General features: G+C 61.7%; 15 protein-coding genes and 1 pseudogene. 12 read left to right on the top strand and 4 right to left on the bottom strand.

Annotated elements, in window-relative coordinates; all coding sequences use genetic code 11:
- The first annotated feature begins 83 nt into the window (after positions 1-83).
- The 3 genes from CRO46_RS04435 (at position 84) to CRO46_RS04420 (ending at position 3128) form a co-directional block, all read left to right on the top strand.
- The gene (locus CRO46_RS04435) at positions 84-1115 is read left to right on the top strand and encodes a Fe(3+) ABC transporter substrate-binding protein (RefSeq protein WP_097105395.1); all 1032 of its coding nucleotides are present in this window, start codon (positions 84-86) and stop codon (positions 1113-1115) included.
- Positions 1116-1518: 403 nt separating this feature from the next.
- Positions 1519-2679, top strand: coding sequence for an Acg family FMN-binding oxidoreductase (locus CRO46_RS04425; protein ID WP_097105390.1), 1161 nt, complete (start codon positions 1519-1521; stop codon positions 2677-2679).
- Complete coding sequence (locus CRO46_RS04420) at positions 2676-3128, top strand: MarR family winged helix-turn-helix transcriptional regulator (protein ID WP_097105388.1); 453 nt, start codon at positions 2676-2678, stop codon at positions 3126-3128. The genes CRO46_RS04425 and CRO46_RS04420 overlap by 4 nt, the downstream gene beginning before the upstream one ends.
- 36 nt (positions 3129-3164) lie before the next feature.
- Here the strand turns inward: CRO46_RS04420 and CRO46_RS04415 are convergent, their stop codons facing one another.
- A complete protein-coding gene (locus tag CRO46_RS04415) occupies positions 3165-3641 on the bottom strand; it encodes an Lrp/AsnC family transcriptional regulator (RefSeq protein WP_097105385.1) in 477 nt (158 codons plus the stop codon).
- A 171-nt stretch (positions 3642-3812) separates the two neighbouring features.
- Here CRO46_RS04415 and CRO46_RS04410 point away from each other — a divergent pair, with 171 nt between their 5' ends.
- The 4 genes from CRO46_RS04410 (at position 3813) to CRO46_RS04395 (ending at position 8265) form a co-directional block, all read left to right on the top strand.
- Positions 3813-4856, top strand: a complete 1044-nt coding sequence (locus CRO46_RS04410) for a pyridoxal-phosphate dependent enzyme (protein WP_097105383.1) — start codon at positions 3813-3815, stop codon at positions 4854-4856.
- A complete protein-coding gene (locus tag CRO46_RS04405) occupies positions 4849-6012 on the top strand; it encodes a M24 family metallopeptidase (RefSeq protein ID WP_097105381.1) in 1164 nt (387 codons plus the stop codon). The genes CRO46_RS04410 and CRO46_RS04405 overlap by 8 nt, the downstream gene beginning before the upstream one ends.
- Positions 6012-6761 (top strand): maleate cis-trans isomerase family protein, encoded by a 750-nt coding sequence (locus CRO46_RS04400; protein ID WP_097105379.1) that lies wholly within the window; start codon positions 6012-6014, stop codon positions 6759-6761. The genes CRO46_RS04405 and CRO46_RS04400 overlap by 1 nt, the downstream gene beginning before the upstream one ends.
- Positions 6762-6957: 196 nt before the next feature.
- Positions 6958-8265: a GGDEF domain-containing protein gene (locus tag CRO46_RS04395; RefSeq protein ID WP_097105376.1), complete on the top strand. Its 1308-nt coding sequence runs from the start codon at positions 6958-6960 to the stop codon at positions 8263-8265.
- An 80-nt stretch (positions 8266-8345) separates the two neighbouring features.
- Here CRO46_RS04395 and CRO46_RS04390 read toward each other — a convergent pair whose 3' ends face one another.
- Positions 8346-8750: a thiol-disulfide oxidoreductase DCC family protein gene (locus CRO46_RS04390; protein WP_097105373.1), complete on the bottom strand. Its 405-nt coding sequence runs from the start codon at positions 8748-8750 to the stop codon at positions 8346-8348.
- Positions 8751-8982: 232 nt separating this feature from the next.
- Between CRO46_RS04390 and CRO46_RS20330 the strand changes: the two are divergent.
- Together CRO46_RS20330 and CRO46_RS20325 are read left to right on the top strand one after the other, a co-directional pair.
- Positions 8983-9618 (top strand): annotated as a pseudogene (locus CRO46_RS20330) (HTTM domain-containing protein); the annotation flags it as partial.
- A gap of 33 nt (positions 9619-9651) precedes the next feature.
- Complete coding sequence (locus CRO46_RS20325; protein WP_425479232.1) at positions 9652-10257, top strand: hypothetical protein; 606 nt, start codon at positions 9652-9654, stop codon at positions 10255-10257.
- A 175-nt stretch (positions 10258-10432) separates the two neighbouring features.
- Here the strand turns inward: CRO46_RS20325 and CRO46_RS04380 are convergent, their stop codons facing one another.
- Together CRO46_RS04380 and CRO46_RS04375 are read right to left on the bottom strand one after the other, a co-directional pair.
- Positions 10433-10978: a YaeQ family protein gene (locus CRO46_RS04380; protein ID WP_097105370.1), complete on the bottom strand. Its 546-nt coding sequence runs from the start codon at positions 10976-10978 to the stop codon at positions 10433-10435.
- Positions 10979-11102: 124 nt separating this feature from the next.
- On the bottom strand, positions 11103-12773 hold the full coding sequence (locus CRO46_RS04375; protein ID WP_179758947.1) for an ABC transporter permease: 1671 nt from the start codon (positions 12771-12773) through the stop codon (positions 11103-11105).
- 186 nt (positions 12774-12959) lie between these two features.
- Here CRO46_RS04375 and CRO46_RS04370 point away from each other — a divergent pair, with 186 nt between their 5' ends.
- The 3 genes from CRO46_RS04370 to CRO46_RS04360 all read left to right on the top strand — a co-directional run bounded on the left by CRO46_RS04370 (position 12960) and on the right by CRO46_RS04360 (position 14168).
- A complete protein-coding gene (locus CRO46_RS04370; protein ID WP_097105369.1) occupies positions 12960-13205 on the top strand; it encodes a (2Fe-2S)-binding protein in 246 nt (81 codons plus the stop codon).
- Positions 13206-13295: 90 nt separating this feature from the next.
- Complete coding sequence (locus tag CRO46_RS04365) at positions 13296-13634, top strand: protein tyrosine phosphatase family protein (protein ID WP_097105368.1); 339 nt, start codon at positions 13296-13298, stop codon at positions 13632-13634.
- Between the two features lie 117 nt (positions 13635-13751).
- A complete protein-coding gene (locus tag CRO46_RS04360) occupies positions 13752-14168 on the top strand; it encodes a VOC family protein (RefSeq protein ID WP_097106491.1) in 417 nt (138 codons plus the stop codon).
- The last annotated feature ends 5 nt before the right edge of the window (positions 14169-14173 follow it).

Below are 14173 nucleotides of genomic sequence, written 5' to 3'. Positions count from 1 at the left end.
GCTGCAGACCGGTTGACAGCAAATCGGGGCCTGAATAAACATGATCGCGACAGTCATGTTTTACCAAACCCAGGGGGTTCCAAATGGCCATTTCGGCACCGCGCATGCTCGCGCTTTTCGCCTCAGTCGCGGCTCTTGCCGCCGTTGCTGCACCGGCCCAGGCCGACGATGTCGTCAACATCTATTCTTCGCGGCACTATGAGACTGATGAGCGGCTCTACAATGACTTCACCGAAGCCACCGGCATTGAGATCAACCTGATCGAGGGCAAGGAAGACGAGCTGATCGAGCGCATGAAGGCTGAAGGCGTCAACAGCCCGGCCGACGTCTTCATCACCGCCGATGCGGGTCGTCTATGGCGCGCCGACGAGGCTGGCCTGTTCCAGGCGGTCGACTCGGAAGTGCTCAGCGAACGGATCCCCGAAAGCCTGCGTCATCCGGACGGCCACTGGTTCGGCATCTCCCAGCGTGCTCGCGTGATCTTCTACGACAAGGAAAAGGTGAGCGAGCCGCCGCAGACCTATGCCGCGCTGGCTGATCCGAAGTACAAGGGCCTGCTGTGCGCCCGCTCAAGCTCCAACATCTACATGCTGTCGCTGCTTGGCGCCTATATTGCCCATAATGGCGAAGTGGCGGCAAAGGAATGGGCGCAGGGTCTGAAGGACAATCTGGCGCGCGAGCCGCAGGGAGGCGATACCGACCAGCTTCGCGGCATTGTTTCGGGTGAATGCGGCATTGCGATTGCCAACACCTACTACTTCGCCCGCGGCGTCGCAGGTGATGTCGAAGGCCTCACCTCAGGCATCGACAAGATCGGCATCGTCTTCCCGGATCAGGATGGAAACGGCACCCATGTCAACATTTCCGGTGCCGGTGTGACCGCACATGCGCCCAACCGCGACAATGCGGTCAAGCTGCTGGAATACTTCACCTCCGATTCGGCTCAGTCCTATTTCGCCAACGGCAACAACGAGTACCCGGTGGTGCCATCGGTTGCAGCATCCTCGGTGGTCGAGGGTCTGGGCGAGTTCACCGCCGACACGCTCAACCTGAACGAGCTTGGCAAGAACCAAGCCCGCGCCCAGGAAATCTACAACGAGATCGGTTACAAGTAAGCCGACAGCCATACAGCCGGGGGATCTATGACCTGTCCCCGGCCTATGAAAAGGCCCGGACATTTGGCGTCCGGGCCTTTTTCGTTTTCGCTGGTGGTGTGGTTCTCGGCCGGTTTCCCATAGGCCGCGGCTCCGGGGAACATCAGATGCCAAAGCATGTTGCCGTAAGCGGATAATAGGCTGGATGGCCACCACATCGTTTTCCAAACCGGGCCTGCAAGCGCTTTGGCCTAGCTCCGTATGCGTGATCGAAAACGGACCCTACGACCCGGGAAACAGCCGCGTGAAAGCCTGATCTCCTGATTAGCCGAGGACGAACGGCATCGACATGAAGTCCGGCGGGCTTGATATTTGGTTTATCGGTAAACTATATAGTTTAGCGCTAAACCAAATGGAGTTGACCATGACCAGCAGACGCAAATTCATGATGATCCTTGGCGGCGGTGTGATTGTCGCCGCAGCGGGAGTGGGAACCTGGGCGAGAACCCGCGACCCGGCTCGTGCGCGCCAGCCCTGGGAAGCAGCCAGGGGAATGGAATATGAAGCAGATAGCGATCCGCGCATCTTTGCGCTCTCCCACGCGATCCTGGCCCCCAATCCGCATAACCGCCAGCCGTGGATTGCCGAGCTCTCCACCCCGGGCGAGGTCATGCTCTATTTCGACACCAAACGGCGGCTGCCCGAAACCGACCCGTTTGACCGTCAGCTGACGATCGGGCTCGGCTGCTTTGTCGAACTGCTGGCAATGGCGGCAGCTGAAACAGGGCACCGTGCCGATGTGACGCTGTTCCCGGAGGGTGCGCGGCAGCCCTTGCTGGATCAGCGTCCGGTGGCGCATATCCGTCTGCTGGCTGATGAGACAGTGCAGCCCGATCCCTTGTTTGCGCAGATCTTTCATCGTCACACCAACCGGCAAGCCTATGACATCGCCCGCCCGGTGGATGCGGCCACGCTGGATGATGTTGCCAGGGCTGTGCGCTCGGTGCGTGTAGATCGTGCAACCGAGGTTGAACAGGTCGCTGCGCTGAGATCGCTTGCCCGGGAGGCGATGGAGATCGAGCTGCGCACCTACCGGGCGATGAAGGAAAGCGTCGACTTGATGCGCATCGGCAAGGCCGAGATCGAGGCCAATCCGGACGGGATCAGCCTTGGCGGTCCGCTGAACGAGGGGCTGGACCTGCTCGGCATCATGGACAGACAAGCCATGCTCGATACGAACTCGATGGTGTTCGGTGAAGTCCTGAAGGCGCAGAAGGTCCAGTTCGACACGGCGATGGGGTTTCTCTGGCTGACGACACCGAGCAATACCAGGGCCGACCAGATTGCTGCAGGCCGTGATTATGTGCGTATGCATCTGGCCGTGACCCAGGCCGGGCTTGCGCTGCAGCCCTTCAGCCAGGCGCTGCAGGAGTATGAAGAGATGGCCGGGATGTATGCCGAAATGCGCAAGGGGCTGGGGATTGGCAAGAGCGAGACACTGCAAATGCTAGTGCGTCTGGGCTATGGTCCCCGGGTAAAGGCGTCGCCGCGCTGGCCGCTGCACACCCGGATAAGGATTGCATGAGCACAGACAGGAGCCAAATGGAAGCCGCGTTCGGCTTCTTCAACGAGATCGGCATCATCGCGCAGCTCTCCGGCATGGCGCTCGAAAACGCGATGCCGGAGGGCATGACGCTGGCGCAGTTCTCGGTGCTCAATCATCTCAGCCGGATGGGCGAGGGCTGGACGCCGCAGCGCATTGCGCAGGCCATGCAGGTGACCAAGGGCGCCATGACCGGCACGCTGAAGCATCTCGAAGGCAAGGAGCTGGTGGTGATCGTCCCCGACGAGAGCGATGGCCGCGTCAAGCGGGTGAGCATCAGCCCCGAAGGCCGGGCGATGCGCGAGGCCTGTATCGCTGCCGTCGCCCCCTTGATGCAGGAGATGATGCAGGATCTCGACATTAAGAACATCGCCAGGACCGTGCCGGTGCTGGCTGCGGTGCGGGCCTGGCTCGACGCGCGGCGCAACTGATATTGACCTTCCCGCCGGTTGGCCCGGCCAACAGGCTCACTTGCCGGGCTCGCCGGCAAAGGGCAGCGGGATCGAGAAGCCGGTCTTTACACGGTCCATCACCACGCTGGTGCGAAACCTCATGATGTTCTCCTCGGCGAAGAAATAGCGGCGGGTGAAGGCTTCGTAATCGGCCATGTCGCTGGCCGACAGGATAAGCAGGAAATCGCTGGCGCCGGTGATATAGTAGCACTGCATCACCTCGGGTGCTGTCTTCATGGTTTCGCGAAACCGGTCGAGATCAGCAGGGCGCTCCGAGGTCAGCGCCACCTCGACAATCAGTATCAGGCCGCGGCCGAGCTTGGCCGGGTTCAGGATCGCGATATCGGCATCGACATAGCCCTCAGTGCGCAGCTTCGCCAGCCGCTTGCGGCAGCTGTCGGGCGACAGGTGCACCAGCTTTGACAGCGCCTCCGCGGTGAGCCGGTTGTTGCTCTGGATGGCGTCGAGAATGGCTGCGTCGAATTTGTCCATGGGATAGTCTTGCCGAAATCCGGGTCGGCGCCAAGAGTTTGCGAGACGAAGGTCCGCAATCCGGAATAATTGACTGGATCTGGTCTGAAAACCGGACCGTGCCGGGTGGTTAAATCCGGGAACGCGCGTCCCATTGCCGCTATCCTGACTGAAGCACGAGGGGAGTGAGGCATGATCAAATCATTGGCAAACCGGTTCCGGGGCAGGGGGCTGCCCGAACTTCAGCCAATGCCGGGCGCGGATGCCAAGGCCGTTGCCGCACTACTCACGCAGTGCCCGGCGCATGCGCCGACACCGCTGCTCGAGTGCCCGGATCTGGCGGCCGAGGCTGGTGTTGCGAGGCTCTCGATCAAGGATGAGCGCGGGCGGATGGGGCTTGGCAGTTTCAAGGCGCTGGGGGCGGCCTATGCGATTGCGCGCGAGGCGGCGGCGGTTGGCGGTGATCTGTCCCGGGCGCTGAGGGGGCGCACCTACGCCACCGCCAGTGCCGGCAATCACGGCATGTCGGTTGCGGCCGGGGCGCGGATCTTTGGCGCGGCAGCCGTGGTCTATTTGTCGGAAGCCGTGCCGGAAGGCTTTGCCCGGCGGCTTGCGGCAAAGGGTGCGCAGGTGGTGCGGGCGGGGGCTGATTACGAGGCCAGCATGCAGGCGGCGCTGGCGGCCTCACAGGCCAATGGCTGGACACTGCTGTCGGACTCGTCCTGGCCGGGCTATGTCGAGCTGCCGTTCAGGGTGATGGAGGGCTACCGGCAGATGGCGACCGAGATTGTCGCCGGGATGGATGCGGTGCCGAGCCATGTGCTGCTGCAAGCGGGCGTCGGCGGGCTAGCCGCGGCGATCGCCGCGGAATTGCGGCTCGCCTGGGGGGATGCACCGCAGATGATCGTGGTCGAACCGGAAGCGGCCCCGGCGCTGATCGAGAGTGTTCGCGCGGGCCGGGTGGTCGAGACGAAGGGGCCAGATTCGGCGATGGGGCGGCTTGACTGCAAGACGCCCTCGATGCTGGCGCTGGCCGTTCTGGCGCGCGACGCCGACCTGTTTGTCACCATCAGCGAAGAAGAGGCGGCAGCGGGCGCTGCGGCGGTGGCCGGTGCAGGGCTTGCCTCCACGCCCTCCGGAGCTGCCGGCGTGGCCGCACTGCTTTCGGGGCTGGAAGGCGTCGGACCGCACGCGCATGTGCTGTGCATCTTGAGCGAAGGACCGGAAGATGCCTGAGACATCGCTGATCTTTCCGGCTGACGAATACCGCCGCCGAACAGAGGCCTTGCAGCGCGAGATGGCGCGGGGCGGGCTTGATGCGCTCATGCTGACCACGCCGGCGGATGTGTTTTACACCACCGGATTTCTGACAAGGTTCTGGGAAAGCCCGGCGCGGCCCTGGTTCGTGGTGGTGCCGGTCGCGGGCGATCCGGTGGCGGTGATCCCGGCGATCGGGGCGGAACTGATGCGGCGCTGCTGGATTTCAGACATTCGGACGTGGAACGCGCCGGACCCAATCGATGACGGGGTCAGCCTGCTGGCCGACACGCTTGCCGGGCTGGTGCCTCGAGCGGGCCGGATCGGCATTCCGATGGGGCTCGAAAGCCATCTGCGGATGCCGGTGGCGGATTTCCTGCGGCTGCAGGATCTGATCGCGCCGCGCCGGATCGTCGATGGTACGGACGCGGTCTACCGGGTGCGCGAGATCAAGTCCGAAGCCGAGATCGAGAAGATCCGCGCCACATGTGCGGTGGCGGACGCGGCCTTTGTCCGGGTGCCGGAGTTTGCGCGTGCGGGTGTGCCGCTCTCCCAGGTGTTTCGCGATTTTCAGGTGGCGCTGCTGCAAGAGGGGGCGGACTGGGTCAGCTATGTTGCGGGCGGGGCCGGTCCGGGCGGCTATGGCGATGTGATTTCGCCCGCCGATGAGCGGCCCTTACAGAACGGCGATGTGCTGATGCTCGACACCGGTGCGGTGCGTGAGGGCTATTTCTGTGATTTCGACCGCAACTTTGCTATCGGGCGCGCGGCCGACGATGTGCGACGGGCGCATGGAAGCCTCTATGCCGCCACCGATGCCGCTCTGGCCGAATTGCATCCGGGCATGCTGGCGCGGGATCTGCACCGGATACTCGCGGAAGCGCTGGAACGAGAGGGCGCGGTTGTCGGCGGTGGCAGGCTGGGGCACGGGCTGGGGCTGGCGCTGACGGAATGGCCCTCGGTCACGCCGCTGGATACGACCGAGCTGCGCGAAGGCATGGTGCTGACGTTGGAGCCCGGCGTCGAGATCGCGCCGGGGCGGATCCTGGTGCATGAGGAAGATGTCGTGCTGCGCGCAGACGGACCGGAGCTTTTGTCACGCCGCGCACCAGCCGAGATGCCGGAGATTATGTGATGAAACGGGCAGGCTTCGAGCTCACCGGCCCGATCGGGGCCAAGGCGACACTGGGGCTGGTGGTGCTGCAGGCCGACGAGACGCTGGAGCAGGATTTCCGGCGGCTGTTTCCGGACCGTGAGGTGGCGATTTATGTGAGTCGGATCCCGTCCGGCGAGGCGCTGTCCGCAGCCTCGATTGCGGCGATGGAGGCGGAGCTTGCGCGCGCCGCCATGCTGCTGCCGCGGGCAGCGCGGTTTGACGCGGTTGGCTATGGCTGCACCTCGGGCACCACGCTGATCGGGGCCGCGGCGGTGGCGGAGATGCTGCGGAAGGGTGTTACGACGCCGATGGTCACGGACCCGCTGACAGCATCGCTTGCCGCGCTCAAAGCGCTCAGCGTCAAGCGGCTCGGCCTGGTCACGCCCTATGTCGAGACCATCGCAGCTCCGGTGCGCGACGTCTTCATCGCGGCAGGTTTCGAGGTCAGCGAGGTGCTGACCTTCGGTGAAGAGATCGAGGCGCGGGTGGCGCGGATTGCACCTCACTCGATCATGGCTGCAGCGCAGGAAGCGGCCAGAGGCGCGGACGCGGTGTTCCTGTCCTGCACCAATCTGCGCACGCTCGATGTGATCGATTCGCTGGAGGCCGCGCTCGGCATTCCGGTGCTCAGCAGCAACCAGGTTCTGGCCTGGCACCTGGCCAAGACCGCCGGCGCGCCGCTGGCCGGAGATGCTCCGGGACAGGTGATGAAGATGGTGAGGGGGTAGCGGGTGTGTTCGGGCCCGAAGCCGCCGTTTGATCAGGTCATTCACAGCCCGTGGATCGAGACAAGTGGTAGACCGCGGCGCTCGGGAACCGGTGTCAAAAGATTAAGACATTATGAGTAAAAACAAGTCATTACCGTAAGCAAGTCTTCATACCATCGTGCGATGCTGTACCGTTATCTCGAACTGGATAGCTCGAATGGTCAAACGCAAAAAAGTGATTTTCAGTCCAGCGATAGCGGCGGACCGGGCCTACCTCGGCGTGCATAACGACCCGGTCGTCTCAGCTGAAGTGGAGCGGCTTCTTTCGCACCGGACACGCGACATACGTCTAAACGACGAACTCAACCGGCTGTTCAGGGAGCGGATTTGGCCGCAGACAGCCAAGATCATTCGTGCCTGGATGATCTGGGTGGCGATTCTGGGTGTATTGACCCTGGCCCTCAATATGCTGTTGCTTCCACTCGATATTTTGAAATCCATCATATTGCCAAGCGCGGTTCTGCCGCCAATTGCGCTTGCCTTGGCTCTGGTGTGGCGAAGACCACGAGCGCCTTGGCTGCAAGGGAGCCTGCTGATTGCCGGCGTGTTCGGCATTCTTCTGTCGATCGCACTGGTCGGCCTCAATGCCGGCGGAGAATTCTACGAAAGGCACTTGAACATCATGCTGTTCGTGGCGATCACCGCGATCATCATATTTGGTATTCCATTGGCCTGGACGGTTACTATCGCCGCCTTGGCGCTCAGCCTCTATTACGTGTTTCAGCTGACGAACCCGTCGCTCGAACTCGGAAGCGCCCTGGCTTCCACGCTGTTCTTCACAGCGGGTGTCTTCGCCACTGTGGCGGCGCGGCGCAACATGACGCTTCTCGCCCAGAAATCATTTCTCTTGGAATTGCGCGATCGGCACAGGGTTTTCGAACTGGGAGAAGTCAACGATCGGCTGGAGTCTCTGGCAAGGACCGATCCGCTCACGGGCGTCGCCAACCGCCGCTGGATGGAGGAAATGCTGGTCCGCCTTTGGGACAAAGAAAAAAAGAGCCCCGGCCAGGTCGCCATGCTGATGTGCGACATCGATGAATTCAAGAAGCTTAACGATCATCTGGGCCATGCCGAAGGTGATCGCTGCCTGGTTCAGGTCGCCAACATCATCGAGAAACATGTAAGGCGCAATCTTGATGTGGTAGCGCGCTATGGCGGCGAAGAGTTTCTCGTCATCCTTCCACAGTTGAGCGAGGCCGAAGCCCTGCTTGTGGCTGAACGGGTCCGAGAAAGCGTCGAAGCTGCATCCATGCCCAATCCGACGTCCAGTGTCTCCCGTTACGTCACATTGAGTATCGGGATAGCAGTCCAGGGAGCAGGCAGCGAGAACCTGTCATCAGAGCAACTGCAGCAACATGCAGACGCCGCACTCTACCGGGCGAAACAATCCGGGCGAAATCGCGTGGTGATACATCGACCGCAGACATCGAGTCTGGATGATCTCGCAGAAGAAAATGCTGTGTAATTGATCGGACCGCGTGCGGACCCAGCGCCGAACATGTAAGCGCAGAAGTGGACCGGCATGGTACCCGACCGCACAATTGGTCATCGTTCGGAGGGAGTATCCCTTGCAAGGCTGATCAGTGTCTTGCCCGTCAGCCGCAGATAGAAGCGGCGTCCGACTGCCAATAGCGGGTAAATCCACGCGGCTCTCCTGGGCGAGGCGAAAAGCCAGCGTTGAACAGTGTTCAAGCCCCCGCCGTCGCCCGAAAGCGTCGCCAGCAGATGAACCGCATCCTGTCCGAAAAACTGCCGTTCGTCCCACAGCACAACCATGCCCCGGTTCAAGTCATGTCCTGCGTTGATGGCACTTCTTGTGCGCGCATCGCCAGACCGCGCGTCCACCAGTTCCACGGTTTTGACCGTATCCCGCAAACGCAAAAGTGATACGTATGATGAGCAGAATGGGCACTCTCCATCGTAGATGATGGTAAGTCTCGCATCATTCATTAGCGTTTCCTTGACGATCACCCAGCATGATCCTTGAGTCAGTTGATGCCATCCAAGTCAAGCGAAAACACCCTCCATGAACAAAGTCTTGCGCTAACTGTCCGCCGAAGTGTCGGGGCTTTCGCTTGCCGTATTTCGAATAGCCTTGGGCGCGCTGCTTGTCATCGATTGTTGGCGCTTCATCGTCCACGACCGCATTCGCCGCTATTACGTCTAGCCTGAGTTTTTCTTCACTTTCGAAGGGTTCGGTTGGGTCAAACCCATGCCGGAACCCTGGATACATATCGCATGGTTGTCGGTCGGCTTGTTTGCGCTGTTGGTGATGCTGGGCCTGTTCTATCGCGTCGCCATTGTAGCGTTGACACTGGTGTTTTCCTATTTCTTCCTGCTGGATCAGGCGCAGTATCTGAACCACTTCTATCTCGTCATCCTGTTCCTGATGCTGATGTGTTTTCTGCCGGCGAACCGGAGGCTTTCGCTTGACGCAAAACTGTGGGGCAGGGAAGCAGACACCACTGTTCCCTATGCTGCCGTTTTCATTCTGCGTGCCCAAATGGAGATCATGCTGGTTTATGCCGGACTGGTGAAACTGACACCGGACCGGCTTGCGGGCGAACCACTGGGGCAATGGCTGCGGCGGCAGGCGGATGACTTTCCATTCGGCTTCCTGTTCCACTACGACTGGGTGATCCTTGCTGGTGCCTGGGGCACCATTTTCATCCATGTGATTGGAGCGCCGCTGCTGCTGTGGAAGAAGACCCGTCTTTACACCTTCATCGTCTATTGCGGGTTCCACACGGCGAATTCGATGTTCTTCAACATCGGTATCTTCCCGTGGCTGGCAATTGCGGCGACGACCATATTCTTCGCACCGGACTGGCCGCATCGGGTTGCCCGCTTTGTGTCCGGCGGACTTAAGATTTTGCCCGGTGCGGGTGAGCCGTCTCACAGGGCTCCCGTGAAACCGGTGTCCGCATTTGCCCTTGTAGGCATGGGTGTCTGGCTGATACTGCAAATCGCACTGCCTGCACGCGCCTGGTTCATACCCACCGAAGTGCGTTGGACGGGCGATGGCCACCGCTATTCCTGGCGTATGCGCATTTATGACCGCGTTGCCGTGGGAAGGTTCATCGTCACTGCGGATGGGCAGAGGTGGATTGTTGATCCGGCCGATCATCTTAGCCACCGGCAAGCACGCATGATGCTTGTTCGGCCGGATATGATTTACCAGTTCGCCCACTATTTGAAGGCTGACCGGGAAAAAGCCGGTTATACCAGCATTGCTGTACAGGCCGACATCTGGAAGTCACTCAATGGACGTCCAATGCAGAGATATATCGACCCTGACGTCGACCTGATCACTGCCCCTTTCTCGCCGATTGGTTCGAATTCCTGGGTGTTGCCGCTCGACATTCCGGTGTGGGGCGTGCTTCGACCAAACCGGTCCAGCTGGCGCAGCCATGAGTCGCCTTTGGCGCCCGCCACGATATCCTCGTTGACCTGGTAACAACCAGCCGGCGGATGGGAGCCGAAGTGAACGCGTTTGTTGAAGCCGAACGTCTGTCCACTCCGCTATTTCCGACCAGATGCCTTGGCAGGTGAAGGGGCATTGTGAGCCTCATCTCACAGCAATGCATGCAACCGATCAGCTTGAGCTCGATCTCGCGCCAGAACCCCACGCCTCAACCCGCACTCTTCCACTCCACCGGCGTCACGTAAACGATGCTGTCGCCGGTGCTGACCATCACTTCGCCGTCCTGGATGTTGACCTGGAGGGTCATGGCGCGGGTTGCGAGCTTGGCGAGTTCTTTGGTGTCTTTTTCGGAAAAGCTGGTGACCTGGAGGTTGTCGAAGCGGGTGGTGGTGGTCTTGATCTTGTCCCACCACATTTCGGCGGTCCTGCCGCCGTACGCGTAGATCACGACCTTGGCTGACTTGCCGCAGGATTGGCGGATGAGCTTTTCGCTCGGCAGGCCGAGGGTGATCCAGACGTCCAGTTCGCCGCTCAGGCTTTTCTGCCAGATGTCGGGCTCGTCCTCAGTCGAGAGGCCCCTGGTCATCTCGAGCTGTTCATGGGCGTTGAGCGCAAAGGCGAGGATGCGCAGCATCAGCCGTTCATCGGTCTCCGAGGGGTGCTTGGCCACTGTCAGCTTGTGAGTCTCGTAATAGTGCCGGTCCATGTCGGAGACGGTGAGTTCGACCTTGTGAATGGTGGCATTCTGCGCCATGGCGTGTTCCCGGGGACTGAAGGATGCGGATGCTTACTGCGTCTGCTGCGATTGTAAAACCCGATTAGACTGCCAGGCTTAATGGCGGCGTGTCAGGCCCGGGTGATGGCCGGTGTTGGCCGGTTCAGGCCGATGGTACCAGCGCGTCTGCCCGGGGGCGGATGGTGTGGGTGGGGCGGCCGGATCTGCCGATGGTGTGGCAGAGCAGGACGACCGGCAGCAGGCCGAAGCCGACGATCATCAGCGAGGGCAGGGCAGCTTGCTGCAGCCGTTCGTCCGAGGCCAGCCGGTAGGCCTGGACGGCGAGCGTGTCGAAGTTGAAGGGCCGCATGATCAGGGTTGCCGGCAGTTCCTTCATCACGTCGACAAAGACGATCAGCAGCGCGGTGAGCAGGCTGGGGCGCAACAGCGGCAGGTGGATCTCGAACAGCATGCGGCCGGAAGTGCGGCCCAGGGTGCGGGCGGCGGCATCGATATTGGGCTTGATCGCCGAGATGCCGGTGTCAAATGCACCGAGGGCGGCGGCGATGAAGCGGACCATGTAGGCCACCACCAGAAGCCCGATCGAGCCGGTAAAGAATAGGCCGGTGGAGACATCGAAATTGGCCCGTGCCCAGGCGTCGATCATGTTGTCGAGGGCCGCAAAGGGAACCAGCAGGCCGACGGCGATGACACCGCCCGGCACGGCATAGCCGATGCCCGCGGCGGCGGCGGAAAAGCGCGCGGCCAGGCTTGGCGCGATACGGGCGCAAAAGCCGATGATGACCGCGCCGGTGACGGTGACCACGGCGGTGATCGAGGCAAGGGTCAGCGAGTTCTGGACATAGCCGAGATAACGCGGCGAGAATGGCGACTTTCCAGCGCCGATCGCCATGTCGGCGAGCACCGCAAGCGGAATGGCAAAGCCGATGGCGACGGGCAACAGGCAGGCGGCAAAGGCGCCTGCGGCATGCCAGCCGTGCAAGTGATGCCGCTCCATGGTTTCCAGCCGGGAGCCTGCGGGGAAGCGCTTGGCGGCGCCGCGCTGGGCGCGTTCGAGCAGGGCGAAGGCCAGCGCCACGACGAGCAGGCAAAGTGCGAGCTGCGAGGCGGCCATGCGGTCGCCCATCGAGAACCAGGCCGAGTAGATACCGGTGGCGAAGGTCTGCACGCCGAAATGCGCCACGGTGCCGAAATCGGCGATGGTTTCCATCAGCGCCAGGATGACACCGCCGGCAATGGCAGGCCGCGCCATCGGCAGGCTGACGCGCCAGAACGAGGACCAGGGCGTGTGGCCAAGCGTGCGGGCGGCGAAATAGGCCGTCGGCGACTGCTTGATGAAAGCTGCGCGGGCAAGCAGATAAACATAAGGATAGAGCACGAAGATCAGCATCGCGCTGGCGCCGCCGAGCGAGCGGACTTCGGGGAACCAGTAGTCCTGCGGCCCCCAGCCGGTGATGTTCCTCAGCGCCGTCTGCACGGCACCGGGATGGTCGAGCAGGTCGGTATAGGCATAGGCGAGCACATAGGCGGGGAAGGCCAACGGCAGCGCCAGCACAATCTCGAAGGTGCGGCGGAATGGAAACGCGCAGGTGGTGACCAGCCAGGCGGTGCTGGTGCCGACCACCGCCGTGCCAACGCCGACCAGAACCACCAGCTGCACCGTGGTCCAGGCGTAGCCCGGCAAGACCGTCGCCATCAGGCTGTTCCAGGTGTCGAGCGTGCCCGACACGGCAGCCAGGGCCACCGCGACGATCGGTGCGAGGCACAGCAGCGAGACAATCCAGGCAGCAATCTTGAGTGCGCGTTCGCCCACGGGCGGGTTTATCCTTGTGCGTCTGGCCAGCTCGTTGTGAGCAGAACCGGCCATCATTCCCGGAGGAAGCCATCTGGTGTTTGACAGAGGAAGGCGGCGGGGTCAAAGATTGTGGAGTAATTCATACAGGTTTTAGCGTCAACCGGCTGGTCGGGCCGGCAGGTGTGCATCTCACAGAGAACTTCCATGATTGTCTGCCTGTGCAACCTTCTGTCGCAGGGCGAGATCGAGGCTGCCGTCGAAAAACTGCTCGCCGAAGACCCCTGGCAGTTGATCGTGCCGTCCAAGGTTTACCATTCATTGCGGATCCGCGGCCGCTGTTGCGGCTGCTTTCCCGATGTGGTGGAGATCATCGGTCGGGTCAGCGAACGGGTGAGGGCCGGCATAACCCAAGACCAGACGGAGATGGCGCTGCAGCGTCGCGCGCATTGACGTGCTCACGGCCATTGCTTAAGTCAGTGGGACAGATCGAATTTTGGCGCCACCGCAAAAGCTGCGCCCTACTCAAAGGCAGATGACGTCATGGATCTTCGCCCCGTCACCCACACCTATTCCGTCGCCGGCCAGATTTCGGTCGAGGATCTGGCCGCCATCAAGGCTGCAGGTTTTCAGTCGATCGTCTGCCACCGTCCTGACGGTGAAACCGATGACCAGCCTACGTTCGAAAGCATCAGGCAGGCGGCCGAAGCGCTCGGCATCGAAGCCCGTCACATCCCAGTCGGCCCGACGGGCGTGACCGCCGAGGCGGTGCGGGAGATGGTGGACGCGATCGAGGAAATGCCGCAGCCGATGCTCGGCTATTGCCGCTCGGGCGCGCGCTCGACCGCGATCTACAAGCATACCGAACACATGCGCAACTGACCGGGCGGGCCTGCTGCGACGCTGACCCCGGACTTATGTTTCAACACCCACCGCGGGCGTCGAACTTTAGCGCATGCAGATTTTCTGAAATCAGGCTTTATGGAAGGAACACGCAGCATGATTGCCTATGTCACCGTCGGTGCCGATGACTTGGCTGCTGCAAAACGTTTCTACTCTGCGGTGCTGCCGGCTCTCGGTTACGGACTGAAAGAGGGCCAAGACGGGTTGAGCTACGCGCTGCCGGTGAAGCCGGGGCAGTCGCTCATTCCGCCGGATTTCTACGTCAAGCCGACCTTTGACGGGAAGCCGGCATCGGCAGGCAACTGTACTATGGTCGCTTTCGAGGCACAAAGTCAGAAGCAGGTTCGTGAGCTGCACATGGCAGCACTTGCTGCCGGCGGATTTGACGAAGGCCAGCCCGGCTTCCGCGCGCCTTACGGGCCGCATTTTTATGTCGGCTATCTTCGTGATCCGCAAGGCAACAAGATCGCCTTGTTCTCCAGCGATCCGAACGAACCCGGACGAGATGGGTAGCGGTG

The organism is Parahoeflea halophila (genome assembly GCF_900220985.1).
Classification (GTDB): domain Bacteria; phylum Pseudomonadota; class Alphaproteobacteria; order Rhizobiales; family Rhizobiaceae; genus Hoeflea; species Hoeflea halophila.
The sequence above is the reverse complement of the archived record's forward strand: the minus strand, read 5'-3'. Positions and strand labels throughout refer to the sequence as shown.